Source organism: Embleya sp. NPDC005971 (assembly GCF_040629175.1).
Lineage (GTDB): Bacteria > Actinomycetota > Actinomycetes > Streptomycetales > Streptomycetaceae > Embleya.
In genome coordinates, this window is sequence record NZ_JBEXUX010000001.1 from 441,673 (window position 1) to 466,945 (window position 25,273).

The 25,273-nt window shown below is 73.5% G+C and carries 22 protein-coding genes and 1 riboswitch; of the genes, 15 read left to right on the plus strand and 7 right to left on the minus strand.

Features of this window, described 5'->3' with window-relative positions:
- Positions 1–6 precede the first annotated feature (6 nt).
- Positions 7–118: riboswitch (TPP riboswitch) on the minus strand.
- A gap of 114 nt (positions 119–232) precedes the next feature.
- The 4 genes from ABZ374_RS01895 to ABZ374_RS01910 all read left to right on the plus strand — a co-directional run bounded on the left by ABZ374_RS01895 (position 233) and on the right by ABZ374_RS01910 (position 3,128).
- A complete protein-coding gene (locus ABZ374_RS01895) occupies positions 233–1,417 on the plus strand; it encodes an FAD-dependent oxidoreductase (protein ID WP_360305018.1) in 1,185 nt (394 codons plus the stop codon).
- Positions 1,418–1,486: 69 nt separating this feature from the next.
- On the plus strand, positions 1,487–1,852 hold the full coding sequence (locus tag ABZ374_RS01900; RefSeq protein ID WP_360305020.1) for an Rv2175c family DNA-binding protein: 366 nt from the start codon (positions 1,487–1,489) through the stop codon (positions 1,850–1,852).
- A 10-nt stretch (positions 1,853–1,862) separates the two neighbouring features.
- Positions 1,863–2,507 (plus strand): thiamine phosphate synthase, encoded by a 645-nt coding sequence (gene thiE, locus ABZ374_RS01905; RefSeq protein WP_360305022.1) that lies wholly within the window; start codon positions 1,863–1,865, stop codon positions 2,505–2,507.
- A 138-nt stretch (positions 2,508–2,645) separates the two neighbouring features.
- Positions 2,646–3,128 (plus strand): ribonuclease domain-containing protein, encoded by a 483-nt coding sequence (locus ABZ374_RS01910; protein WP_360305024.1) that lies wholly within the window; start codon positions 2,646–2,648, stop codon positions 3,126–3,128.
- 490 nt (positions 3,129–3,618) lie between these two features.
- Here ABZ374_RS01910 and ABZ374_RS01915 read toward each other — a convergent pair whose 3' ends face one another.
- Positions 3,619–4,710, minus strand: a complete 1,092-nt coding sequence (locus ABZ374_RS01915; protein ID WP_360305026.1) for a polyprenyl synthetase family protein — start codon at positions 4,708–4,710, stop codon at positions 3,619–3,621.
- A gap of 144 nt (positions 4,711–4,854) precedes the next feature.
- Between ABZ374_RS01915 and metF the strand changes: the two genes are divergently transcribed.
- Positions 4,855–5,832, plus strand: coding sequence for a methylenetetrahydrofolate reductase [NAD(P)H] (gene metF, locus ABZ374_RS01920; protein ID WP_360305028.1), 978 nt, complete (start codon positions 4,855–4,857; stop codon positions 5,830–5,832).
- Between the two features lie 73 nt (positions 5,833–5,905).
- Positions 5,906–6,199 (plus strand): hypothetical protein, encoded by a 294-nt coding sequence (locus ABZ374_RS01925; RefSeq protein WP_360305030.1) that lies wholly within the window; start codon positions 5,906–5,908, stop codon positions 6,197–6,199.
- Between the two features lie 24 nt (positions 6,200–6,223).
- On the opposite strand, the gene ABZ374_RS01930 is transcribed toward ABZ374_RS01925, so the two are convergent.
- Both ABZ374_RS01930 and ABZ374_RS01935 read right to left on the minus strand, forming a co-directional pair.
- Positions 6,224–7,711, minus strand: a complete 1,488-nt coding sequence (locus tag ABZ374_RS01930; RefSeq protein ID WP_360305032.1) for an FAD-dependent oxidoreductase — start codon at positions 7,709–7,711, stop codon at positions 6,224–6,226.
- A gap of 490 nt (positions 7,712–8,201) precedes the next feature.
- Positions 8,202–9,068: a pyridoxal-phosphate dependent enzyme gene (locus ABZ374_RS01935; protein ID WP_360305034.1), complete on the minus strand. Its 867-nt coding sequence runs from the start codon at positions 9,066–9,068 to the stop codon at positions 8,202–8,204.
- A 339-nt stretch (positions 9,069–9,407) separates the two neighbouring features.
- Between ABZ374_RS01935 and ABZ374_RS01940 the strand changes: the two genes are divergently transcribed.
- The 6 genes from ABZ374_RS01940 to ABZ374_RS01965 all read left to right on the plus strand — a co-directional run bounded on the left by ABZ374_RS01940 (position 9,408) and on the right by ABZ374_RS01965 (position 16,423).
- Positions 9,408–9,695 (plus strand): DUF6504 family protein, encoded by a 288-nt coding sequence (locus ABZ374_RS01940; RefSeq protein ID WP_355534641.1) that lies wholly within the window; start codon positions 9,408–9,410, stop codon positions 9,693–9,695.
- A gap of 60 nt (positions 9,696–9,755) precedes the next feature.
- Positions 9,756–10,217 carry an SAV_6107 family HEPN domain-containing protein gene (locus ABZ374_RS01945; RefSeq protein ID WP_360305463.1) on the plus strand — a complete coding sequence of 154 codons (462 nt, stop codon included), beginning with the start codon at positions 9,756–9,758 and terminating at the stop codon, positions 10,215–10,217.
- Positions 10,218–10,226: 9 nt separating this feature from the next.
- A complete protein-coding gene (dnaE, locus tag ABZ374_RS01950) occupies positions 10,227–13,691 on the plus strand; it encodes a DNA polymerase III subunit alpha (RefSeq protein ID WP_360305036.1) in 3,465 nt (1,154 codons plus the stop codon).
- Positions 13,692–13,743: 52 nt separating this feature from the next.
- On the plus strand, positions 13,744–14,502 hold the full coding sequence (locus ABZ374_RS01955) for a methyltransferase domain-containing protein (RefSeq protein WP_360305038.1): 759 nt from the start codon (positions 13,744–13,746) through the stop codon (positions 14,500–14,502).
- 39 nt (positions 14,503–14,541) lie between these two features.
- Complete coding sequence (dinB, locus tag ABZ374_RS01960; RefSeq protein ID WP_360305040.1) at positions 14,542–15,750, plus strand: DNA polymerase IV; 1,209 nt, start codon at positions 14,542–14,544, stop codon at positions 15,748–15,750.
- A gap of 280 nt (positions 15,751–16,030) precedes the next feature.
- Positions 16,031–16,423 carry a DUF3040 domain-containing protein gene (locus ABZ374_RS01965; RefSeq protein WP_026218737.1) on the plus strand — a complete coding sequence of 131 codons (393 nt, stop codon included), beginning with the start codon at positions 16,031–16,033 and terminating at the stop codon, positions 16,421–16,423.
- A gap of 212 nt (positions 16,424–16,635) precedes the next feature.
- On the opposite strand, the gene ABZ374_RS01970 is transcribed toward ABZ374_RS01965, so the two are convergent.
- From ABZ374_RS01970 to ABZ374_RS01985, 4 genes are all read right to left on the minus strand, one after another.
- Positions 16,636–19,068, minus strand: coding sequence for a transglutaminaseTgpA domain-containing protein (locus ABZ374_RS01970; RefSeq protein WP_360305042.1), 2,433 nt, complete (start codon positions 19,066–19,068; stop codon positions 16,636–16,638).
- Entirely contained in the window at positions 19,065–20,465 is a 1,401-nt protein-coding gene (locus ABZ374_RS01975; RefSeq protein ID WP_360305044.1) for a DUF58 domain-containing protein, read from the minus strand. Before ABZ374_RS01975 ends, ABZ374_RS01970 begins: the two co-directional genes overlap by 4 nt.
- Position 20,466: 1 nt before the next feature.
- Entirely contained in the window at positions 20,467–21,648 is a 1,182-nt protein-coding gene (locus ABZ374_RS01980) for an AAA family ATPase (RefSeq protein WP_360305046.1), read from the minus strand.
- A gap of 247 nt (positions 21,649–21,895) precedes the next feature.
- Complete coding sequence (locus ABZ374_RS01985; protein ID WP_360305048.1) at positions 21,896–22,420, minus strand: carbonic anhydrase; 525 nt, start codon at positions 22,418–22,420, stop codon at positions 21,896–21,898.
- Positions 22,421–22,769: 349 nt separating this feature from the next.
- Between ABZ374_RS01985 and mraZ the strand changes: the two genes are divergently transcribed.
- The 3 genes from mraZ (at position 22,770) to ABZ374_RS02000 (ending at position 25,032) form a co-directional block, all read left to right on the plus strand.
- Entirely contained in the window at positions 22,770–23,210 is a 441-nt protein-coding gene (gene mraZ / locus ABZ374_RS01990; RefSeq protein WP_360305050.1) for a division/cell wall cluster transcriptional repressor MraZ, read from the plus strand.
- Positions 23,211–23,468: 258 nt separating this feature from the next.
- Positions 23,469–24,422 carry a 16S rRNA (cytosine(1402)-N(4))-methyltransferase RsmH gene (gene rsmH, locus ABZ374_RS01995; protein WP_360305052.1) on the plus strand — a complete coding sequence of 318 codons (954 nt, stop codon included), beginning with the start codon at positions 23,469–23,471 and terminating at the stop codon, positions 24,420–24,422.
- A 28-nt stretch (positions 24,423–24,450) separates the two neighbouring features.
- Positions 24,451–25,032: a hypothetical protein gene (locus tag ABZ374_RS02000; protein WP_360305054.1), complete on the plus strand. Its 582-nt coding sequence runs from the start codon at positions 24,451–24,453 to the stop codon at positions 25,030–25,032.
- Positions 25,033–25,273 lie beyond the last annotated feature (241 nt).

A 25,273-nucleotide genomic window follows, 5' to 3' on the forward strand; every position in this document is an offset into this window, starting at 1 on the left:
GGTCCGGCCATGGTGAGAAGAACTCCCTTCGCCGGTATGACCCGGATCAGGTTCGGACGGTCGGGGGCTCGCAGCCCCCCTCTCAGCCCGGTCTCACCGGGCTCCCGTGACCTCTCCACACTACGACACCGGTTTCCGGTGCCCGGGAGCGCCCGAGTACGCCGACGATGTCCTTGACTGAGTCAAGACCCTGCGCGTCGGCGGTCTCGGGCCGCGTCATAGGGTGCCCTTCATGGACAACGTGCTCGTCGTGGGCGCCGGCATGGCCGGCCTGCAAACCGTGGTGGCGCTGCGGGACCAGGGGTACACCGGTCGCGTCACCCTGCTCGGGGCCGAGGCGCACGCGCCGTACGACCGGCCGCCGCTGTCGAAGGAGGTGCTCGGCGGCAAGACCGACGACACGTCCTTCGAGGCGGACTGGGCCGCGCTGGAGACCGAGGTGTTGTTCGGCCGCACCGCGACCGGACTGCGCCCGGGCGTGGTGGACACCGACGCGGGCGAGATCGCCTTCGACCGACTGGTGATCGCGACCGGCTCGCGTGTGATCGACCTGCCCGGCGCCGCCGAGGTCCCCGGCGTGCACGTGCTGCGCACCATCGACGACGCCCGCGCGCTGCGCGCCGCACTGGTGCCCGGCGCCCACGTGGTGATCGTCGGCGCGGGCTGGATCGGCGCCGAGGTGGCCACCGCCGCGGCCGCCGCCGGTTGCCCGACCACCGTGGTCGAGGCCCTGCCCACCCCGCTCGCCGGACCCTTCCCGGAGGCCGTCGGCGCCCGGTTCGTGCCGTGGTACGCCGAGGCCGGCGTGGAACTGCTGGTGGGCGCGCGGGTGGATCGGCTGGAGGCGGGCGCGGTGCACCTGACCGACGGCCGCCGGCTGCGCGCCGACGCGATCGTGGTCGGCATCGGGGTGCGCCCGGCCACCGAGTGGCTGGCCGACTCCGGCGTGACCCGCAACGAGCGCGGCTTCGTCGAGGTGGACGACCACCTGGCCACCTCGATGCCCGGGGTATACGCGGTCGGCGACTGCGTGGACTTCCCGTCCGCCCGCTACGGCACCCGGATGAACGTCGAACACTGGGACAACGCGCTCCAGGCGCCGCGCGTGCTGGTGGCCAACCTGCTCGGCGGCGACCAGGCGTACGACCCGGTCCCCTACTTCTGGTCCGACCAGTTCGGCCGGATGGTCCAGTACGTCGGCCGGCACGGCGCGAGCGACGAACTGGTCTTCCGGGGCGCGGACGAGGACGGCAAGTGGACCGCGGGCTGGTTCGCCGGCGACCGGCTGGTGGCGCTGCTCGCCGTCGCCCGACCGCGCGACCTGGCCCAGGGCCGCAAGCTCGTGCAACTGGGCACCCCGGTGGACCGGGAGCGGTTCGCCGACCCGGAGAACCCGCTCAAGTCGGTCGCGCTCTGACGGCCCGGCGCCGGTCCCACCGCCGGGCGCCGGCGGTCGGGACCGGGCGCTGAACCTAAACTTGGCCGGGTGAGCGAGATCGACGCCAAAACAGAAGCCCTCGTCCCCGCCTGGGTGACACTCCCCGACATCGCCGAGATCCTCGGCGTGGACATCCTCAAGGTCCGCCAGCAGCTCAAGGAGCGCAAGTTCCTGGCCGTGCGCCGCGGCGAACACCGGGCCCTCCAGGTGCCCGCCGACTTCTTCCAGGGCGCCACCATCGTCAAGGGCCTGGTCGGCACGCTGACCCTGCTCGCGGACTCGGGCTTCACCGACGAGGAGGCGCTGGAGTGGCTGTTCACCCCGGACGACACGCTTCCCGGTACGCCGGTGCAGGCGTTGCAGGAGAACCGGATGACCGAGGTGCGTCGCCGCGCCCAGGCGCTGGCGATCTGAGGCCGCGCGGATGACGAGCCGTCAGGAACGGTTGGCCGCCGCCCGTCTGTACCTGTGCACCGACGCCCGGGAGCGCCAGGGCGACCTGCCCGCGTTCCTGGACGCGGTGCTCGGCGCGGGCGTGGACATCGTGCAGTTGCGGCAGAAGGGCCTGGAGGCCCGCCCCGAACTCGAATACCTGAAGGTGTTCGCGGACGCCTGCCGCCGGCACGGCAAGCTGCTCGCGGTCAACGACCGCGCGGATGTCGCGCACACGATCGGCCCCGACGTGCTGCACCTGGGCCAGGACGACCTGCCGGTCCCGGCGGCGCGCGCGATCGTCGGCGGCGACGTGCTGATCGGCCGATCCACGCACGCCGAGGCCGAGGTGGACGCGGCGATCGTCGAGCCCGGGGTGGACTACTTCTGCACCGGGCCGGTCTGGCCGACCCCGACCAAGCCGGGCCGATCCGCGCCGGGCCTGGGCCTGGTCCGGTACACCGCGGCGCTGCGGCCGACCCGACCGTGGTTCGCGATCGGCGGCATCGACCTGGGCAACCTCGACGAGGTGCTGGCCGCGGGCGCGGAGCGGGTGGTGGTCGTGCGCGCGATCACCGAGGCCGCGGATCCGGCCGAGGCGACGGCGGAATTCGTCCGGCGACTCTCCGCCCGCTGACCCGGCACCCGGGCCGCGCCCGGGTCCGAGGGCGGGGCCGGGGCGCCGGCCCGGTCGCCTGGGCGGTTCGGGTGCCATCGGGCGCCCACGCCGCCGAGATCGCCGCCGCGCGGAGGCCGAGCCGGCAGGATGCCGGATATGTCCGGTGGTCGGCGGCGCAACCTCGTCGTACTCGCGCTGCTCGCGCTCGTCGCGGCGCTCGCCCTGGCTCTCACGCTCACCCGCGACGGCGACTCGGGCGGCGGCGCCGGGCCCGGTCCGGCCCCGGCCGCCCCGACCGCCCGCGCGGCCACGCCCGAGCGCACCGAAGCCACGCCCGCGCGCCCCGCGTGGGTGCCCGCCGGGATGCGCACCGTCGCCGCCGCACGACTGCCGGCCGAGGCCCGCGACACGCTGCGGCTGATCGCGGCCGGCGGCCCGTTCCCGTACCCGCGCGACGGCATCGTCTTCGGCAACCGGGAGAAGCTGCTCCCGGCGCGACCCGACGGCCACTACCGCGAATACACGGTCCGCACGCCCGGCTCGGCCGATCGCGGCGCGCGCCGGATCGTCACCGGGAAGAACGCCGAACGTTTCTACAGCGACGACCACTACGCGAGCTTCGTGGCCGTGCTGCCCTGACGACGCGGGTCGCGACAGGGGTATTTCCGCCGGGGCGGGACGTGGGGGCCGATCGGGTGGTCGGCCCCGCGGATGACGCATTCCGGCCGAACCGGGCGGACCGAGCGGCCAGACTGCCGAGATGGACACACCCGACGTTCGTCTCCGTCCGGGGTCCGCGGCGGATGCCCACGACCACGACCCGCCGCCGCACCCCACGCCGGAGCCGCTGATCCCCGGCCCCCGGCTCGTCGCGGCCCCACCCCCGGCCCGCCCCGGGCGCGCGGGCCCGGCATCGGACGGCGGGGGCGCGCTGCTGTTCCCGCTGCTGGTGTTGGCCGCGATGATCGGCGGGATCTACCTGGTCGGCCGCAACCCGCCGCAGGCGCTGCACGCCGACCCGACGCACGACCCACACCCCGACCGGGGTGCGGCGGCCGAGTCCGCGCGGCCCCGGTCGGCGCCGCCCGGCACCCCGTTCGCCGTCGCCCGCCCGCCCGAAGGAACCGGCCTAGACGCTGCGCACGGTGGCGGCGTCGGCCAACTCGCGCAGGACTTCGCGCGCGTCCTCGGCGATCGGCGCGACGGCCAGCGCGGCGAGGGCCCGCTCGGTCAGCTCGGTGATCATCGTCTCCACGTCGGCGAGGGCACCGGTGTCCTCGATCACCACGCGCAGTTCCTTGACGCCGATGTCGCTCAGTCCCGGATCCCCGATCAGCGTGTCCAGCACCTCGGCCTGGGCGCGGGAGGCGCGCTCGCCGGCGAGCGCGAGCAGCACGGTGCGCTTGCCCTCCCGCAGGTCGTCCCCGGCGGGCTTGCCGGTCCGGTCGGGATCGCCGAAGACGCCGAGCACGTCGTCCCGCAGTTGGAACGCCTCACCGAGCGGCAGCCCGTACGCGGAGTAGGCGGCCAGGGCGGCCTCGTCGGCACCGGCCAGCGCGGCACCCACGTGCAGGGGCCGCTCGATCGTGTACTTGGCGGACTTGAACCGCATCACGCGCCGTGAGCGCTCGACCGAGCCACCGCCCATCGCCTGCTCCAGCACGTCGAGGTACTGCCCCGCCATCACCTCGGTGCGCATCACGTCGAACAACGGCTTGGCCGCCCGCAGCGCCCGGTCGTCCACCCCGCTCGCGCCGAACATCTCGTCACACCAGGACAGACACAGGTCGCCGAGCAGGATCGCCGCGGCGGAGCCGAACGACTCGCCCGAGCCGACCCAGCCGCTCGCGCCGTGCAGGCCCTCGAACCGCCGGTGCACGGCGGGCTTGCCCCGGCGGGTGTCGCTGCTGTCCATCAGGTCGTCGTGGATCAGCGCGCTGGCCTGGAGCAACTCCAACGCGGTGGCCGCGCGCACGATCGCCTCGTCCGGGGCCGCCGGACCCGCGATGCCGCGCCACCCCCAATAACAGAAGCCGGGCCGCAGCCGCTTGCCGCCGTCGAGCACGAAGTCGGTCAGCGCCTCGGTGACCGGGACCATGCCTCGGCCCACGGCGGCGAGCACCTCGGCCTGACGGTCCATGAACTCGCCGAGCGCGGCATTGACGCGCTGCCGCAGCCCGTCCCGGTCCAGGGGGTGTACGGGGAAGGAATCGGCAGCCATGGAGTCTTCCGTCGAGGGCGATGAAACGATGAGGGAATAGGGGGAAGCCTAACTCCCGGTGGGCCCGGCCATCCGGAGCAGTCCGGTCGTCTCGCCCTGTGGGAAGCCGTTCTCGCGGGCCCGACCGCCCGATAACCTGCGTGCATGTCTCTCGGTGCCGCATCCACTCGCATCAGTCGAACCCCGGCCATTCGCGATCTGCTCGCGAACGGCACCCGGTCCTTCTCGTTCGAGTTCATGCCACCCAGGACGGAGCAGGGAACCCGCACCCTGTGGGACGCCATCCGTCGGGTCGAGGCACTGGCGCCGACCTTCGTCTCGGTCACCTACGGCGCGGGCGGGTCCAGCCGGGGCCTGACCGTGGACACCACCGAGCGGATCGCCACCGAGACCACGCTCACCCCGGTGGGGCACCTGACCGCGGTCGGCCATTCGCGCGCCGAGCTGCGCAACATCATCGGCCAGTACGCCGACGCGGGTGTGCGCAACGTGCTCGCGCTGCGCGGCGACCCGCCGGGCGACGTCAAGGGCGAGTGGGTGGCCCACCCGGACGGCTTCACCTACGCGATCGAACTGGTCGAACTGCTGCGCGCGTCCGGCGACTTCTGCGTGGGCGTCGCCGCGTTCCCGGAGATGCACCCGCGCTCGACGAGCTGGGACGAGGACGTCCGGCACTTCGTGGCCAAGTGCCGCGCGGGTGCCGACTACGCGATCACCCAGATGTTCTTCCGGGTCGAGGACTACCTGCGACTGCGCGACCGGGTCGCGGCGGCCGGCTGCGACATCCCGATCATTCCCGAGGTGATGCCGGTCACCAGCCCGACCACGCTGGTGCGGGCGGACGAGCTGAGCGGCTGCTCGGTGCCGACCGACCTGGCGGAGGCGGTCGCGGCGGTCGCCGACGACCGGGCGGCGGTGCGGGCGGTCGGGGTGGAGTTCGCGACCCGGATGTCCGAGCGGCTGCTCGCCGAGGGTGCGCCGGGGTTGCACTTCATCACCTTGAACCGGTCCACGGCGACCACCGAGATCTACCAGAACCTCGGACTGCACGAAGGATCGGGCACGGGCTCGGGCGCGGCCTCGGGCGTGACTCCGGGCCAGGGATCGGGCCAAGCCGGCTGATCCGGTTCGCCCCCCGCCGGCCGGTTCACCCTCTAGGGTGAGGCAACGCGCCGGTAACGAAGGGATCGCGACCGTGCAGATCGGCCTGGTGGTGCTCTACGTCCTGTTCGTGCCGATCGGGTTGTGGTTGCTGACCGAGGTGTTGTGGCAACACGGCGCGCCGTTTCGCTACCGTGTGCTCGCCTTCGTCGGCTTCGTCGGGGTGGCCGCGGGCGTGGGGATCAAGAACCCGGTGCTGATCGGCATCGGCGTGTTCTGCTTCGCCGTCGGCCAGTTCCTGACCACGCGCTACGTACGCAAGGCGTACCACCACGGCTGGACGATCAGCGGCCGCCGCCCGAAGGGCCGCCGAGCCAAGGCCCGCTGAGCCCCCTCCGGCCCGCCGGCCGTCCTAGGCGCGCCCGATCAGCTCCGCCACCAGTGCGGCGGACATGCCGACCCGGGTCAGGCCGCCGCCCGGGTGGGCACTCGCGCCGACCGAGAACAGGCCCGGTACGGCCGACCGGTTCGGCACCCGACGCGGCGCGGCCCGCCAACCGTCGGCACCCGCGCCCGGCACCTCGCCGCCCGGAGCGCCGGTGTGCCCGGCGAGGTCGGCGGGGGTGCGCAGCACCGACCACAACACCCGGTCGCGTACGTCCAGGCCGCGCCGGGCCATCAGGTCGAGCACGTTCGCCGCGTAGTCGTCCCGGACGGCGGCCGACTCCCAGTCCACCGGGCCCTGCCGGGGCACGCGCAGTTGTACCGTCCACGCGCTGTGCCCCTCGGGGGCCAGCGTCTCGTCGTCGGGAGCCAGCACGCACAGCGTGGGATCCGCCGGCGGCGTCGCGCGGTCGGCGAACAGCAGGTCCGGCTCGCGCTCGGGGTCGTCCGCGAACAGGTAGCTGCGGTGCGGCGTCTCGGGAGCGCGACCGCGCAGCGCGAGATGCAGTTCGAGCACCGCCGAGGAGGCGGGCACCCGGCCCGCCCCGGGAGTCTTCGAGCCCGGCAGCAGCCCGGCGGTCCCGGGATCGACGGGCAGGTCGGTGATCACGATGTCGGCGTCCAGCCGGCCGCCGTCGGCGAGCAGCACGCCGGACACCCGGCCGCCCGCGCGCTCGATCGTGGTCACCTCGGTGTCGGTGCGTACCTGCACCTTCCGCTGCACACAGCGCGCGTGCAGCGCCTCGGTCATCCGGTGCAGGCCACCGCGCACCCACCACACCCCGAAGGTCTCCTCCAGGTACGGCAGCGTGGCCAGCGTCGCGGGCGCCTTGCCGGGGTGGCAGCCCGCCTCGGCGGCGAAACGTTCGAGGTGGGCGCGCAGCCGGGGGTCGCCCAGCCCGCTCCGGCCGAGCGAGCGCAGCGAGCGCCAGGGCGCGGTGGTGCGCAGGTCGGCCCGCCCGCCCGCGCTGCGCAGCCGCTCGGCCGGCCCGGCGGGGTCGGCCAGCAGCGGCGCCTCGAAGTGGCTCTTGCGGGTGACGCCCCACATCTCGCCGGCCCGGTGCAGCAGCCGCTGCCAGTCGTCGCCCGCACCGGGCCCGAAGCCCGACTCGAACGCGTCGTGCGTCCCGGATCGGGACGCGTTGGGGATGTCGACGACGGTGCGCGGTCCGTGCGCGGCGGCGAAGGACTCCCGGGTGGCGGTGGCGATCGGGACCAGGTCCACGACGTCCTCGATCGCGGCGCCGGTCTTGAGGAACAGGTCACGGTAGACGGCCGGCAGCGTGAGCAGCCCGGGGCCGGTGGTGAAGGTGAAGCCGTCCCGGACGATCGACCCGGACGCCCCGCCGGTCGTCGAGGACCGTTCGCAGATCGTCACCTCGTGCCGAAGCGTGGCCAGCCGAGCGGCTACCGCCAATCCACCCATACCTGCGCCGACCACCACGATGCGAGCCACGGTGGCACAGCGTATATGCAGGTGCGGGGGATCAGGCCCGCCCCCCGGGCCTGATCCCCCGCACCTTCCCGCGACCGCTCCCCACGGTCCACGGGCCCACCCCCCAGCGGGTCACGATTGGTAAGACTCGCGACCCGCGCAGAGGGTTGTACGCGCGAGGAAGATTTCTTTTCGGCGTGTGCGACGGGGTCGGAAATCGTGATCAACCCGGATACGGACGGCGATTCCCGGGCCCGCTTCTGAGTATCCGTACGGATGTCCGGCCCCGGCGCCGACCGGCAGAGTGGTCGGCACGGGGAAAGCGCCCACGGAAGCCTCGGGGGAGCGCCGTTCGGGGGAACGGCGGGGCGCGACGACATCGGGATCGGCGTGGGGGCGCCGGTCCCGATGGGACGATCGGCCGGCCGGGGGGCGGCGGGTCGTCCGGGGGCCGGCTTCGCCTGGGGAGGCGGAGCCGGTGCCTTCGTGCCGGGGCCGCCGAGGTCCCGGATCAGCCGGTGATCACCGCGATCAGCCGAGTGCCCGGGGTGAACGCGCCGCGCTCGGCGAGGGCGAACAGGCCGAACAACATCTTCCCGACGTAGATCGGTTCGGGCGCGAAGTCGTGCCGGGCCGCGAAGTCGGCGAGGAACGTGTCCAGCTCCGGGCCGCGGCGGGCGTAGCCGCCGTGGTGGAAGTCGTGCTCCACGTGCCAGTTGTCGGTCGGTGCGCCGCGGGTGCGCCGCTGGAGCTCGGCCACCTCGGCGGCGAGGAAGCCGCCCTTGAGCACCGCGAAGCCGATCGCCCGCCGCCCCGGCGGCAGGCCCGCCGCGATGCCGGCGAGGGTGCCGCCGGTGCCCACCGCGACGCAGACCACGTCGAAGTCGTCGCCGAGCTCGGCGGGCAGTTCCGCGCAACCGCGCACGGCGGCCTCGTTGCTGCCGCCCTCCGGGAGCAGGTACGCGGGCCCGTGCACGGCGAGCAGCCGATCGAGCACCTGCGGTGTGTGCTTGGCCCGGTAGGTCGCCCGGTCCACGAACACCAGCCGCATGCCGTGTTCGACGGCGAAGGCGAGCGAGGGGTTGAGCGGGCGGCCGGCGAGTTCCTCGCCGCGCACCACGCCGACCGTGGCCAGCCCGAGCGCGTGGCCGGCCGCGGCGGTGGCCCGCAGATGGTTGGAGTACGCGCCGCCGAAGGTCAACAACGTCCGCTGCCCCCGCTCGCGGGCCGCCGTGAGGTTGTACTTCAGCTTGCGCCACTTGTTGCCCGGCACCTCGGGGTGGATCAGGTCGTCCCGTTTGAGCGCGAGGCGTAGGCCCAGGGCGGTCAATCGGGGATCGCGCAGCTCGTGCAGTGGTGAGGGCAGACGTGGGCGCACCCGGTCAAGGGTGGCACGTCGGACGGGCGCTCGGTACGGGTGTCGGTGCGGTGTCGGTGTCGCCTGTCACGGTGGAACGCAAGGGAGCAACCCGCTCTCGACGGGTGATTCGGTGCACTCGAACATGCTCGAACATCACTCGAACACGACGGTTCGCCCGGAGCTGCGGCAATGACGTTGACGTGGGTGGAGGAGCGAGCTTTACTGGCAAACGAGATCGAACTTTTGTTCGATGAAGAGTTCGACTCGAACGGCACGGGGCAAGCGGATGGGCAGCCTGGGGCGGCGGTGCGTGGGGAAGCGCATCGCGGCTCCCGGCCTCGGCGGAGGAGGAGCTGGATGACGCGTCTGCACACCGACCCGGTGGAGGTGCTGCGCAGCGGTGGGGACCCCGCGCGGTTCCTGTGGCACGACCGGCTCTACGTGGTCCGGGAGGTGCTCGGCCACTGGGTGGAGACCGGCGAGTGGTGGCAACACGCGCGCTCGCGGACCGCCGTCGTGGCGACGGGGGAGCGCGAGGTGTGGCGCGTGGAGGCCGGGGCCGGCCGCAGCGCGCCGTTGGGTGTGTACGACCTCAGCCTGGACGCCGGCGCCGGGACCTGGACGCTGGCGCGGACCGCCGATTGAGGAGGTGACCGGGTGAGCGCGAGTGCGAGCCCGAGCGCGAGTTGGAACCAGTCCGCCCACATACCCGAGCCGCCGCCGATCCGACGGGCGCCCGTGCGCTGGTCGTCCGCCCCGCGCGGCGCGCTGGACCTGCTGACCCAGGCCCGGCGCGGGCTCACCGAGGCCGCCGTCGACCGCGACGCCGCGGAGCGGTACGCCACCGCCCATCTGGCCGCGCTGCGGGTGGCGGCGGCCGTGCTCGCCGCCCGGGCGCAGGCCGACGACGAGCGGGCGGGCCGCCGTCGGCGGGCCCCGCGCAGTGCCTGGGAGCTGCTGCCGAAGGTGGCGCCCGAGCTGACCGAGTGGGCGGCCTTCTTCGCCGCCGGCGCCCGCAAGCGTGCCGCGGCCGAGGCCGGACTGCCCGGCGCGGTCACCGGCCGCGAGGCGGACGACCTGATCCGCGACGTGGAGACCTTCTTCCGCCTGGTGGTGCGCCTGCTCGCACTGCCCCCGATCCCGGCCCCACCCCCTCCTATCGATTGAACGCACCGGATGAACCGACCCAGCCGACCGAACCGCCCGTTCGCGCACCTGCACGTCGCGTCCGGGCATTCGATGCGCTACGGCGTCGCGCATCCGCGCACGCTGATCGAGCGTGCGGTCGAACACGGCCTGGACACGCTCGCACTGACCGATCGGGACGGGGTCTACGGTGCCGTCGCGTTCGCGCGCGGGTGCGTCGCGGCGGGCATCCGGCCGATCCTGGGCGCCGAGCTGGCGGTGCTGCCGATCGAACCGGCCGCCGCCGAGCCGGGCCGGCGTCGGCGCACCCCGGCGCGCGGCGGCGCGTTCACCGACGCCGGGCACCCCCGGGTCACCGTGCTGGCCCGGGGCAAGGCCGGTTGGGGCGCGCTGTGCCGGTTGATCAGCGACGCGCATCGGCGCGACCGGGCCGACCCGGTGACCACGTGGGACGCGCTCGCCGCCACCGACGGCGCCGTGGTGGTACTGGTCGGACCCGACTCGGAGATCGGCCGGGCGGTCGCCGCCGACCGGCCCGCGCGCGCCGAGCGGCTGCTCGCCCGGGCCCGGACCGCGCTGGCCGAGGACGCCCTCTTCATCGAACTGGTGTGCCATCTGGCGCCGCTCGGCCGGGCCCGCTCGGCCGCCCACGCGGCCCGGATGGCACTCCTGGCCGACGCCCACCGGGTGCCCGCCGTGCTCACCAACGCGGTGCGCTACGCCGACCGCGAGGACGCCGTGGTCGCCGACGTGCTCGACGCGGCCCGCCGACTGGTCCCGCTCGGCCGACACCACCTGAGCCGCACCGGCTCCGAGGAATACCTCAAGCCCACCCTCGACATGGTCGCCGTCGCCGCCGAGATCACCTGCCTGGCCGGCCGCGGCACCGCCGCCGCACTGCTCGACGCCACCCGCGCCCTCGCCGACGACCTGGTCCTGGACCCGGCCGAGGACCTCGGCATCGGCAGCGTGTTCTACCCCGAACCGGAGGTGCTCGGCGTGCCCGCGAGCCGGGCCGCCGCCGAACTGCGCGCCCGCTGCGAGGCGGGCCTGGGCCTGCGCGGCATCGCCCCCACCACCGAGGCGCGCACCCGCCTGGACGACGAACTCGCGCTGATCGGCCGACTCGGCCTGCCGTCCTACTTCCTGACCGTGGCCGGCGTGGTCGACCTGATCCGGGAGATGGGTGTGCGCTGCGCGGCCCGCGGCTCCGGCGCGGGCAGCCTGGTCAACCACCTGCTCGGCATCTCCGGGGTGGACCCGCTGCGGCACGGCCTGCTGATGGAGCGATTCGTCTCGGACCGACGCGCCGCGCTGCCCGACATCGACGTCGACGTCGAATCCGCCCGCCGCACCGACGTCTACCGGCGGATCATGGAGGTCTTCGGCCCCGAGCGCTGCGCGTGCGTGTCGATGGCCGAGACCTACCGCGCCCGCCACGCCATCCGCGACGTCGGCGCCGCGCTCGGCCTGGCCGCCGGCGAGATCGACGAACTGGCCAAGGCGTTCCCGCACATCCGCGCCCGCGACCTCGCCGCGGCTCGCCGCGACCTGCCCGAGCTGCGCGGCAGCCGAATCGCCCGGGACGGCGGCCTGGACGGCCTGTTCGCCCTCGCCGCCCGCCTGGACGGACTGCCCCGACACCTCGCCCTGCACCCGTGCGGCGTACTGCTGTCCAACCCCACCCTGCTGGACCGCACCCCCGTCGAGACCTCCGCGCAGGGCTTCCCGATGAGCCAGTTCGACAAGGAGGACGTCGAACACCTCGGGCTGCTCAAACTCGACGTGCTCGGCGTACGCATGCAGTCCGCGATGGCACACGCGGTGGCCGAGATCGAACGCGTCGAGGGCACCGCCCCCGACCTGGACACGATCGCGTACGACGACCCCGCGACCTTCGAGCTGATCCGCTCCAAGCGCACCCTGGGCTGTTTCCAGATCGAATCGCCCGGTCAGCGCGAGCTGATCGGCAAGTTCGCCCCGGAGACGTTCGAGGACATCATCGTGGACATCTCGCTGTTCCGACCCGGCCCGGTCAAGAGCGACATGGTCACCCCGTTCCTGGCGGCCCGCCAGGGCTGGGCCGAGCCGTACTACATCCACGAGGACTTCCGGGACGCGCTCGCCGAGACCTGCGGCGTGGTGGTCTTCCACGAACAGGTGATCCGGATCATCCACATCGCCACCGGATGCGATCTCGCCCGCGGCGACGCGGCCCGGCGCGCGCTGGGCAGCCACGAGCGGAAACCGATCGTCCGCGACTGGCTGTACGAGCGAGCCGCGGCCCGCGGCTACCGCACTCCCGTGATCGACAAGATCTGGGAGGTGCTGGAGGCGTTCGCGTCGTTCGGCTTCTGCAAGGCGCACGCCGCCGCGTTCGCGGTGCCCACCTACCAGTCCGCGTGGCTCAAGGCGCACCACACCGCCGCGTTCCTGGCCGGCGTGCTCACCCACGACCCGGGGATGTACCCCAAACGGCTGATCCTGGACGACGCCCGCCAATTCGGCGTGCCGATCCTGGGCGTCGACGTCAACCGCTCGGACGACGTCTACCGGGTCGAGCCCGCCGCCGACGGCACGCCCGGTCTGCGGATCCCGCTCGCCGAGATCAAGGGCATCGGCGCCGACGAGGTCGCCCACGTGCTGGCGCACCGCCCGTACACGTCCCTGGTCGACTTCAGGGCCCGCGCCGGCGCGTCCCGCCCGACCACCGAACGGCTGATCACCGTCGGCGCGTTCGACACCGTGCACCCGGCCCCCAGCACCCGCCGCGACCTGCTGCTGCACCTCGCCGACCTGAACCGGCTCGGCCGCGCCGGGCGGCATCGGGGCGGCGCCGAGCTCGATCTCGGACTGGCCCCCGACACGCCGCCGGCCACCGGGCTGCCCGAGTTCACCGCCGTCGAGCGGGTCCGCGCCGAACTCGACATCCTCGGTCTGGACGCCGACCGACACGTGCTCGACTTCTACGCGCCGTTCCTGGCCGACCTGGGCATCACCCGCGCCCGCGACCTGCTGAACCGGCGCAACCGCGCCGAACTGCTCGTGGCCGGCGTCAAGGTGGCCACCCAGACCCCGCCGATCCGCACCGGCCGCCGGGTGATCTTCCTGACCCTGGACGACGCCACCGGACCGGTGGACACCACCTTCTTCGAGGACGCCCAGGACCCGTACGCGGCCACCCTGTTCCACTCCTGGCTGCTCGTCGTGCGCGGCGTGTTGCGGCGCACCGGCCCGCGCGGCGTGTCGCTGCGGGCCACCGGCTGCTGGGAGCTGGGAGCCCTGTACGACGCCTGGAGCACCGGCGGCCTCCCGGCCGTACACGAACTGATGGCCGCGTCGACCCCCACCGCCCCCGCCCCCGCCGCCCGCCGGGTCCTGGTGCACGCGAGCGGCTTCAAGGTCTCCCCGTACGCCGACCTGCGCCCGGCCGGCGGCCCCGGCAAGCAACCCCCGCGCAAGCTCTGGCACGCCAGCCCCGGGAGCGCGGGATGATCGTCCACAACGCCCTAAGGTGGAACCCGACCAGTTCCGGAGGAGGGTGTCCGTGTCCGACCAGACGCGCAGGCGCAGCTCGATGCGTACGGCCGTCGTGTGGCAGGTGCTGCGCGAGGCGTTGGACCGACGGGTCGAGGCGGCCGGGCGCGGCGTCCTGGACGTGCTCGACGCCGGCGGCGGCACCGGCAACCTCGCCGTGCCGATCGCCCGACTCGGCCACCGGGTCACCGTCGTCGACCCCAGCCCGGACGCGCTCGCCGCGTTCGAACGCCGGGCCGCCGAGGCCGGCGTCACCGACCTGGTCCGGGCCTACCAGGGCGACACGCACGGCCTGTTCGACGTGGTCGAACCGGACGCCGCCGACGTGGTGTTGTGCCACGGCGTGCTGGAGGTGGTCGACGACCCCGCGGCCGACCTCGCGCACATCGTCCGCGCCCTGCGCGCCGGCGGCACGCTCAGCCTGCTCGCGGCCAACCGCACCGGCGCGGTCCTGGCCCGCGCCCTGGCCGGACACTTCGACCAGGCCCGCGACCTGCTCGCCGACCCCGAGGGCCGATACGGCCCGGCCGATCCGCTGCCGCGCCGGTTCACCGTCGCCGACCTCACCGAACTGGTCGCCAAAACCGGCCTGGAGGCCGGCCCCGTGCACGCGATCCGGGTCTTCGCCGACCTGGTCCCGGGCGTCCTGGTCGACGACCCGGCCTCGTTCGACGCACTCCTGGACCTGGAACGCGCCGCGGCCGAACAGCCGGAGTACCGCGCCCTGGCCACCCAACTGCACCTGTTGGCGAGCAAGCCGGCGGGCTGACCCGCATCCCGATCGCATCCTCGGTACGGGCGGTGCCGGATGAGCACCGCCCGATCCGCCCCGCCGGCGATCATGCACGTGGACATGGACGCCTTCTACGCGTCCGTCGAGATCCGCCGCAACCCCGAACTGCGCGACACCCCGCTGGTGGTGGCCGGCCAGGGCCCGCGCGGGGTGGTGCTCTCCGCCACCTACGACGTGCGCGCGCTGGGCGTACACGCCGGCCAGGCCACCTCCCGGGCTCGCCGGCTCGCCCCGCACGCGGTGTTCCTGTCACCGGACCACGACGACTACGGGCTGGTCTCCGGCGGCGTGATGGAGGTGCTCCGCTCGATCACCCCGCGGGTGGAGCCGCTGTCCCTGGACGAGGCGTTCCTGGACCTGGCCGGGGTCACCCGCCGACTCGGCCCGCCGGCGGCGATCGGCGAGAACATCCGCGCCCGGATCCTCGACGAGCAGGGCATCACCTGTTCGGTCGGCATCGCCGACAACAAGTTCACCGCCAAGCTGGCCGGCGCACTGGCCAAGCCGGACGGACTGAGCGTGATCCGTCCCGAGGAGGTGGTGGACTTCCTGCACCCGCTCCCGGTGGACCGGCTGTGGGGCGTCGGCGAACGCACCGGCGCGCTGCTGACCGATCTGGGCCTGACCACCATCGGTGATGTCGCGCACACCTCGGTCGAGACCCTGAGCCGCGCGCTCGGCCCGGCCGCGGGTCGCGGACTGCACGAACTCGCGTGGGGCCGGGACCGGCGTCCGGTGATCCCGTGGGAACCCGAACGCAGTATCGGCGCGGAGGAGACTTTTCCCACCGATGTGGACGACCCGGACGTGATCCGCCGCACCCTGCTCGACCTCGCCCACCGCACCGCGACCCGACTGCGCCGGGCGAAGGCGGCCGGGCGGACCGTCACGATCAAGATCCGATTCGCCGACTTCAGCACCATCACCCGGTCCAGGACCCTGCGCGAGGCCACCGACGTGGGCCACGAGATCTACGGCGTGGCCTGCCTGCTGCACGGCGCACTGGGCCTGGAACGGGCTCGACTGCGGCTGGTGGGCATCCGGGTGGAGGGCCTGGTCGGCGGCGCCTACCCGCGCCAACTGGCGCTCGGCGAACGGGTCCTGGGCCGGCGCGAGGCGGAGCGCGCGGCCGACGCGGTGCGCGGCCGGTTCGGCGACGCGGCGCTGACCTCGGCCACGCTGCTCACCCCCGGACCCGGCTCGCACGGGCGTTCCGGGCGCTGAGTCCGACCCCGCGGATCACGACCGGTACGCGGCTGTGACCCACGTGGCCCCGCCCCTCAGCGCGAACCCGCTCCGGCCGCATATCATCGAAGCCCTGACCGGGGGACATGAGCGTGCGCCGGACAGGGCAGGAGTGTCGACAGGGGCGGGGATCGATGTGGTGACCCATCATCTTGGAGCAGGCTTCGAGCCCGTGCCGAGGGTGGCTTTCACGACAGCGATTACCTGCCTATCCTGAAAGGGCCGCAAGGTCGCGTCGCGGCCGACGAAGGAGGACGCCGTGCCGCTCTCAGAGCACGAGCAGCGCATGCTTGAGCAGATGGAGCGAGCGCTCTACGCCGAAGATCCCAAATTCGCGACAGCGCTCGAAGCAGCCGGCATGCGCCGGCACACCCGGCGACGCACCGTCCAGGCAATCCTCGGATTCCTGCTCGGCATCGTCCTGTTGATGACCGGCATGATGGTCCAACAGATCTGGGTGAGCGTCATCGGCTTTCTGGCGATGCTCGGTGGGGCGCTCCTCGCGGTCACCGGCTGGCGCCGGGGACCCGCGACGGCCAACGCGGGCGAAGGCGGCGGCGCTCCCGGGCGCGCACCGCGCCGGCGCAAGGCCAAGGTGATGAACCGCATCGAGGACCGCTGGCGCCGTCGGCGCGAGGAAAACGGCGGCTGACCCTTCGGGTGATCCGGACGACGCGGCGGGGGAGACCCCGCCGCCGCCCGGCCGACGGGCGGACCCGGGGTCGAGACCCATCGACCCACCCGGGTGATTCGCTGGGCACACAGCAAACGCCGCCGGCGGTGATTCCCGAGATCCTCGGGAGTCACCGCCGGCGGCGTTTTTCGTAGGTTTCGGGCGGCCGCTGCACCCCGGCCCCGCCGTACTCAGCCGACGTCGGCCGGCTTCACGGTGGGCCCGGGGCCGTCGCCGCGGCGACGGCGCGGTCGGAACCGCTCGACGAACGTGTACCGGCGCTCGGCCAGGCTCGGTCGACCCCGGCGGCGCAGCGACGACGGGAGCAGCGTGGCGCGCAGTCGCGCGCCGCGCCCGGCCCGCGCGAGCAGGCCCTTGCGGATCGCCCGTACGTCCTCGCCCAGCCCGGCCTCCCGGGTCGGCGGGGTCTGCGCGTACAACAACCGCTCGGTGGCCAGCGCGACGCGCGGCAGCGCCTCGCGGGCCGCGAGCAGCGCGGCGGACTCGGGGTTCGCGGCGTCGTCCGCCGCCGCGGATCGCTCGGCGAGCACGAGCAACAACCGCTGCGCCGCCTGCCGCGGCGTCTCCCCGTCCGGTGCCGGATGGCCCAGGTCGCGGGCGGTGTCCAACACCTCGGCCCAGCCGCCGAGCACCGGCCCGGCACGATCACCGGGTTCGGTGTCCGCCCCGTCCGCCGCCACGTTTCGGGTCAGCGCGGCGAGTCGACGCCCCCTGACCCGGCCCCGGGCCAACATCGGCGCCGCCGCGAGCAGTACGACCAACAGGATCGCCGAGCCGATCAACAGCGCCCGGCCGGAGAACCAGGGCCCGTCCGAGGAACCGCCGGCGGTGACCGGCGCGGTGCTCGCGGACGCCGACGGCGTCGCGCTCTGCGAGCTCTGCGGCTGCTTCGTGGGCAGTTCGCCCGCGCTGCCCGGCGGCGCGGACGGCGCGACCGGCGCGACGTCCTGCTGGGCGTAGGAGGGCGAGTTGCCCCGTGAGGGGGTCGGCTCGAACCGGATCCAGCCCGCTCCGGCGAAGTACAGCTCCGGCCACGCGTGCGCGTCGTGGCTGCTGACCTTGTAGGTCAGATCGGTCTGCAGGGTGCCGGGGATGAAGCCGACCGCGACCCGGGCCGGGATGCCCAGCGTGCGGGCCATCACCGCCATCGCCGAGGAGAACTGTTCGCAGTAGCCGACCTTCTGCTCCAGGAAGTTCTCCAGCGCGGAGGCGCCGTTGCCCTGCGGGACCTTGGTGTCGTAGCGGAACTGGTTGGAGCGGGCGAACCACTCCTCCAGGTTGCGGGCCCGGTCGTAGGAGGTGCCGTTCCCGCCGATCTTGAGCGCCTGCTGACGGATCCGGTTCACCATGTCGGCCGGCAGCGGCAACGACACGTACGGCGCGAGGGAGGGCGGCGGCGGCCCGGCGGCCTTGAGCTGGGCCGGGGTCGGCTCGACGTCCAGGCTGGTCACCGTCCAGCCCAGCCCCCGGGTGTCCTGCTTGTTGTCGCCGAGCAGCAGCCGACCCTCGGGCTCGAACCGCCAACTGCCCTTCACCTGGACCTGCGACGCCGGGTAGGGCATCGGCAACGAGCCCTGCCGATACCCGTCGTTGGCCTCGATCCGGGTGGTCACCTCGGCGGTGCGCACTGCCGGGTCCAGTCCCGCGGGCTTGGGGAAGTCCTTCGGCACGTCGGTCAGTTGCCGTTCCGAGGGCTGCCAGGTGCGGCCGTCGAATCGGTCCAGGGAGGAGATCCGCAGGTAGATCGAGCCGGGGGTGGCCGCGTTGGTGCGGTAGCGCATCAGCTCGACGTTGTCCGCGCGGTTCAGTTCGTCGGAGAGCTTGACCACGGGGTTGATCGTGGTCAAGCGGTGCGACTGCGGTCCGTTGTCGGTCTTGTCGATCAGCCGGTTGGCGCTGAGCGGGATCAGTGCCGGGACGGCCACCGCCACCGCGAGCGCGGTCAGGCCGATCCGGCCGCCGCCGCGCGCGGGTGGGCGGTACTGGCGCGGCGGCGGATAGCCGGGCGGGGTCGGCGGGGTCAGTGGGCGACCCCAGCGCAACAACCGTTCCCGGCCCTCCGCGAGCAGCAGCAGCACGTAGGCCAGCGCCGCGATCAGGAAGATCGCCCAGCCCAGTCCGGACCGGGACAGCGCGGCCGGCACGCTGTAGAGGGCCAGCAACGGCAGGCCCGCGGGGGCCGCCTGGGCGTAGGTGACCGCGATCAGGTCCACGAGTACGGCCATGCCGCCCATCACCAGCAGCAGGATCGCGATGATCCCGGGCGAGGCCGGCGCGGGCGTGGTGAACTCGCGGATGTCCTGCCCGCCCACGCGCAGCAGTTGCACGAACGCGTCGATGCTGCTCGGGGTGGGGATCGGGCCGCTGGCGTCGGGCACGCAGACGAGCAGCAGATAGGGCACCAGCGCGGCGAGTTGGGTCAACCCCACGATCGGGCGGGGCACCCGGATGCGTCGGGCTCCCTCGCCGACCAGGGCGACCAGGAGGATCGCGCCCAGACCCTGGGCGATCCAGCCGCCCGCGTCGACCAGCGGGAGCAGCGAGGACGACGTCAGCGCGGTCGCGAGTCCCGCGACCAGGGCCAGGCGCAGCCGACCGGTCATGACCTTCCCCCTCCATCGACGGTGCCGCCCCCGACCGTGGGCGCCGCGCGCGGGCGCGGCGGGGGCGAGGGGTTGCCGGCGCTCGCGGGCGCGATGGGAGCACTCGCCCGCGAGGTGCCGGCGAAGGACATCGAACCGGCCGCGGCGGGGTCGCCCACTCGACCGGCCGAGCGCCACAGCTCGGACAACCGCGAACCGGCCCGGGCGGACAACACCCGCCAGCCGGCCTGGCGCAGCAGGGCCACCGCGCTGTCGTGCGGCAACGCGCCGGGTACCCGGCCCCACGTGCTCACGTCCAGGACGACCGCGACGCCGCGGCCGGAGCGGTGCCGGGCCCGACCGAGCCGCTTGACGTCGTCCTCGGTCAGCGCGCCGAGCACGGCCACGGTCAGCCCGCCGCCGTTGGGATCACGCAGTGCGGGCTCGGCCTGGTCGAGTGCGGCCACCGGCACGGTCTCCACCACGGCCAGCGCGTCCAGCAGGAAGCCCTCCAGGTCGCCGGGCGCGGCCCGGATCCCCTCCAGGTCCCCGGCCAGGGCGTCGCCCTCGGCGTCGAGCAGCCGGGTGGTGTAGCCGCGACGGCACAGGTGCACGCCCACCGAGGCGGCGGCCGAGACGACCCATTCGAAGGACGAGGCCGGTCCCTCGCCCACGTGCGCGCCCGCGCGCGTGTCGATCATCACGGTGGCCCGGTTCTGCCACGCCTGTTCCTCGCGGCGCACCATGAGTTCGCCGCGGCGGGCGGTGGAGCGCCAGTGCACCCGGCGCACGTCGTCGCCGTGCCGGTACTCGCGCGGGACCACGTCCTCCTCGCCGGACGCGGACACGTTGCGGGCGTGGCTGTCGCCGTAGCCGGTCCACTCGCCGCCCAGGTCCACCGCGGGCAGCGGTTGTACCGCCGGGGTGACCACCAGGGTGTCCCGCGCGGCGAAGGATCGGGTCAGTTCGCACATCCCGAACGGGTCGGCCATCCGCAACCGCAGCGGCCCGACCGGGAAGCGCCCGCGCAGGTCGGAGCGGACCCGGTAGGACACGTGCCGACTGCCGTGCGGCTCGATCCGGTCGAGCACGAACCGCGGTCGCGAGCCGAGCACGTAGGGCACGTGGTCCTCCAGCATCAGCAGGCCGGTGGGGATGCGCGAGACGTTGTCCACGCGCAGCCGTACCTGTGACTCGTGACCGGCCGCCACCCGGGGCGGTTCCAGCGCCCGGGCGCTGGTGACCAGGTGCCGGGTGCGGGCGACGATCAGTACCGACACCAGAGGCAGCGCGGTGAGCAGGAAACCGACCCGCAACAGGTCGCGTTGGCCCAGGATCACCGCGCAGATGCTCGCGGCGACCCCCGCCGCGAGGAAGGACCGCCCCCGCGTCGTCAGGCCGGACAGGGCGGTACGCACGTCAGCGCGCCGCCCCGGAGCCCGTGCCGCCGAGGCGACCGTCGGACGGCACCGGCGCGTAGCCCTGGTGCGCGGTGGGTGCCTGTGTCGGGTACGGCCGGCCGCCGTTGTGCTGCGGGACGCCACCGGGGTAGGGCAGGTGCGCGGGCGGCGCGGGCGGGACCTGTACGGTCTGCGGGGCGCCGATCCGACCCTGGGCCGGCGGGAGCTGCCCGTTCGGCGAGCCGGGGACCGGGACCTGGCGGACGATGTCGGCGACGATCTGCTCGGGGGTGCGCCGGGCCATCTGCGCGTCGGCGGTCGGCAGCAGCCGGTGTGCGAGCACCGCGACGGCCAGCGCCTGCAGGTCGTCCGGGAGCACGTAGTCGCGGTTGTCCAGCGCTGCCGCCGCGCGGGAGGCGCGGACCAGGTGCAGGGTCGCCCGCGGCGAGGCGCCCAGGCGCAGTTCGGGGGAGCGGCGGGTGGCGTCGACCAGGTCGACCGCGTAGCGCGCGACGGCCGGGGACACGTGCACCCGGCGCACCGTGTCCGCGAGTCGGACCAGGTCCTCGGCGTCGGCCACCGGGCTCAGGTCGGTCAGCGGCGAGCCGGCGCTGTGGCCGCCGATCATCCGCAGTTCGGCGTCCGCCGCGGGGTAGCCCATCGAGACCCGGGCCATGAACCGGTCCCGTTGTGCCTCGGGGAGAGGATACGTTCCCTCCATCTCCACCGGGTTCTGCGTCGCGATCACCATGAACGGCGCCTGCAGTTCGTAGGTGGTGCCGTCGACGGTGACCTGACGCTCGGCCATGCACTCCAAGAGCGCGGACTGGGTCTTGGGCGAGGCCCGGTTGATCTCGTCGCCGACCACGATGTTCGCGAAGATCGCGCCGGGCTTGAACTCGAACTCGCGCTTCTCCTGGTCGAAGACGCTGACTCCGGTGATGTCGGAGGGAAGCAGGTCCGGGGTGAACTGGACCCGGCGCATCTCGCAATCGACCGAGCGCGCGAGGGCCTTCGCGAGCATCGTCTTGCCGACTCCCGGAACGTCCTCGACGAGCAGGTGGCCCTCGGCCAGCAATACGGTCAAGGCGAGGCGGACGACCTCGGGCTTGCCCTCGATCACGGTCTCCATGGCCCCGCGGATCCGATCGGTGGTGACCGTCAGATCCCCCAGACCGGCCTGATCGTTGAACGTCGACACCCGTGCCCCTCCCTGGAACCGCGTTGTGCACGCCCTGGGTAGGGCCACAGGCCGATTCTCCCGGTCGCGTGCGCTGCCGTCACCCCGTTGGCCGGCCCGGACGACGCACGATGCGACTCCGGAGGGTAGTCGACGCGCCGCAGGGACGATCCGGTCGGCAGAAAATGGCTCGGCCGAGACGGGACGGTCTCCTCGATAGTGCCGCGCCGAGCCGGAATTCGGGTCGGCAGGATCGGGGCGACGGACCCTAGGACTGTTCGGGAGCGTCTTCCGGTTGCACGTCCGGGAGGGGGAAAACCTCGCGCAACAGGCCGGTGGTGACGTCGTATACGAACCCGCGCACCGTGTTGTTGTGCAGCAGGAACGGTGACCTGCGCACCCGGTTCATCGACTGGCGCACGTCGCCGTCGAGATCGACGAACGCCTCGACCGCCCACTGCGGGCGCAGACCGGTGTCGGCCTCCAGTTCGCGGCGGAAGTCCTCGGTCACGGTGAGCATGCCGCACCGGGTGTGGTGGATCAGCACGACCTGTGTGGTGCCCAGGTGTCGCTGACTGATGGTCAGCGAACGCACCACGTCGTCGGTGACCACGCCGCCCGCGTTGCGGATCACGTGCGTGTCACCGAGTTCGAGTCCGAGCATCGCGTGCACGTCCAGGCGGGCGTCCATGCAGGTGACGACTGCGGTGTGTCGGACCGGCATCGCGGACATGCCGGGATCGCGGTACTTCTCCGCATAGTGGCGGTTGGCAGCGACAAGACGATCGACCATGGTCAGGACCGTACCGATCCCGGCCGTCTTTCGCCTCGTGGGGGGAGTCACACTGCCCGCGCGTCGAGGGTCTCGTCACCATTTCGGGTCTATGAGTGCCAATCCCGAAATGGGAGGTTCGTACCGGGAGCCCAATGCTGCGGAGGTGGAAACCCGCGCCCGATGTGGGGGAGTGGCGTGCGGGGGGCGCGCAATCGGGTGGTTCTCCCGACGTACCCCTTCTGACCTGGGCTTTTATCCCGGATGGGAACAGAGTGACGCGCCCGAAAAGGGTTGACCGTGGGGTTTGGTGGAGTAGAGTGGCGGGAAATGGAGCTGAAAAGCTCCACGTGGCGGCCGGAGGTGCTCGGTGTTCCTGGGCACGTACGAGCCCCGGTTGGACGAAAAAGGCCGGCTGATCCTGCCGGCCCGGTTCCGGGACGAGCTGGCGGAGGGCCTTGTGATCACAAAGGGGCAGGAACGCTGCCTCTATGTGTGGCCCATCGCGGAGTTCACCCGGATCGCCGAACAATTGGGCCGCGCCCCGGTGACCTCCAAGGCCGCCCGGGACTACACGCGCGTCTTCTACGCGGGTGCCTCCGACGCGGTGCCGGACAAGCAGGGGCGGGTGCTGGTGCCGCAACCGCTGCGGGACTACGCCGGGCTCGACCGGGACAGCCGCGACTGCGTGGTGATCGGGACCAACACCCGGGTCGAGCTGTGGGCGGCGAAGACCTGGCACGACTACCTCGCGGAGCAGGAGCAGTCCTTCGCCGAGCTGTCCGAGGAGGTGCTGCCCGGCCTGCTGTGACCGAGGCGGCGACGCCCGGTGCCGCGCCCTCTCCCGCACCCCTCCCGAACGCGATCTCGACCGCGGCGCACCTGCGGCGAGGTCTCCACCCGCTCCGAGCTTTCTGGCACTCCTTCCCCGGTGCCAGAGGTCACTTCCCCAGACGAGCGGGCGGGGACCTGGCGGCATGTTCTCCCGGCACCTCGCGACCCAGCCTCTAGACTGCGGGTTTCCGCACGACGAAGGGCCCGGAGTGAACGCGACGATGGTGGAGGGGCCGTGACGGCGCCCGCCCACATTCCGGTCCTGCTGGAACGGTGCGTCGAACTGCTCGCCCCCGCGCTGCGCGCGCCCGGAGCGGTCGTGGTGGACGCGACGCTGGGGATGGGCGGGCACAGCGAAGCCCTGCTGACGGCCTTCCCCCAGGCACGGCTGATCGGCCTGGACCGCGACCCCGAGGCGCTGGAGCGCTCCGGCGCCCGGCTGGCGGGCTTCGGCGAACGGGCCACGCTGGTGCACGCGGTCTACGACGAACTGCCGCAGGTGCTCGACCGACTGGGCATCGAGCGGATCGACGGTATCCTGTTCGACCTCGGGGTCTCCTCGCTGCAACTGGACCGGGCCGATCGCGGCTTCGCCTACGCGCAGGACGCGCCGCTGGACATGCGGATGGACCCGACCGTGGGCATCACCGCGGCCGACATCCTCAACAGCTACACCGCCGGCGATCTGGCCCGGATCCTGCGCGACTTCGGCGAGGAGCGGTTCGCCCGCCGGGTCGCCGACGCGATCGTGCGCGAGCGGGAGAAGGAGCCGTTCACCAACAGCGCGCGGCTGGTCGACATCGTGCGCACCGCGATCCCGGCCGCCACGCGGCGCACCGGCGGCAACCCGTCCAAGCGCACGTTCCAGGCGCTGCGCATCGAGGTCAACGGCGAACTCGCGGTCCTGGAGCGCGCGTTGCCCGCGGCGGTGCGGGCGCTGGCGCTGCACGGGCGGATCGTGGTGATGTCCTACCACTCGCTGGAGGACCGGATGACCAAGCGGGTGCTCGCGGCCGGCGCCACCAGCAAGGCGCCGCCGGACCTGCCGGTGGTCCCGGAGGACCTGCAGCCCCGGCTGGAGTTGCTCACCCGCGGCTCGGAGAAGGCGAGCGAGCGGGAGAACGCGGACAACCCGCGCGCGGCCTCGGTGCGGCTGCGAGCGGCGGAACGGGTGCGGGAAGACCTGTGAATCGGGGCGGCGGACGGGGGAGCCGGGGATGAGCGGCGCGGCAAGGACGATGACCCGGATCCGGCTGGCCGCACACCAGGCCAAGGGTTCGACGCGCACCCCGTTCGTGGTGCTCGTGGTCGGCCTGCTCGGTGGTGGCCTGCTGTCCCTGCTGCTGCTCAACACCGCGCTCAACCAGGGCTCGTTCGAGTTGGGCCGGTTGCAAAAGCGCCAGGACCAGCTCACCGACGACCGGGAGGCGCTCCAGCGGGAGCTGGACGCCAAGGCCGCACCGGGCGACCTCGCGCGACGCGCCCAGGAACTGGGCCTGGTCCCGGGCGGCAGCCCGGTGTTCATCGATCCGGCGACCGGACGAGTGCTCGGCGTCCCGAAGCCGGCCACGTCCAAGCCGCCGCTGGTGCCCGAAACACCGGTTGCCCCGGTGTCGCCGGCGGCCCCCACGTCGCCCGCACCGCCGCCGGCGGCCGGTGGCGGGCCGGGGGCACCCGTGTCGGCCGGGCCGACCTCGGCCGGTGCCTCCGGCACGCCCGAGGCCACCGCGTCGGCTGCGCCGGCCGCCGAGGCGCCGGTCGCCTCGGCCGGCTCCACGACGCCGGAAGCGACCCGTTGACGGTGTTCGCCGCACCCCGGTTCGCCCACCCCGGCGACCGGCCCACCCGGCTCGACGGGCCGGCTCGGTGCCGGGCGCGCGGCCTTGTCCTTCCGGCTTTCCTCGACCATGTCGGACGAGGTGCGGGCCGCGGTCGGCGGTGCTGCGGCGGCGTCGAACCGCCGGGGGGTGCGCGTTTTCGGGTGGCCGGGTCCGGGTGGGGCCGCCGGTGGGTGGGCCTCGGGCGCGGGCGCGGGTGTGG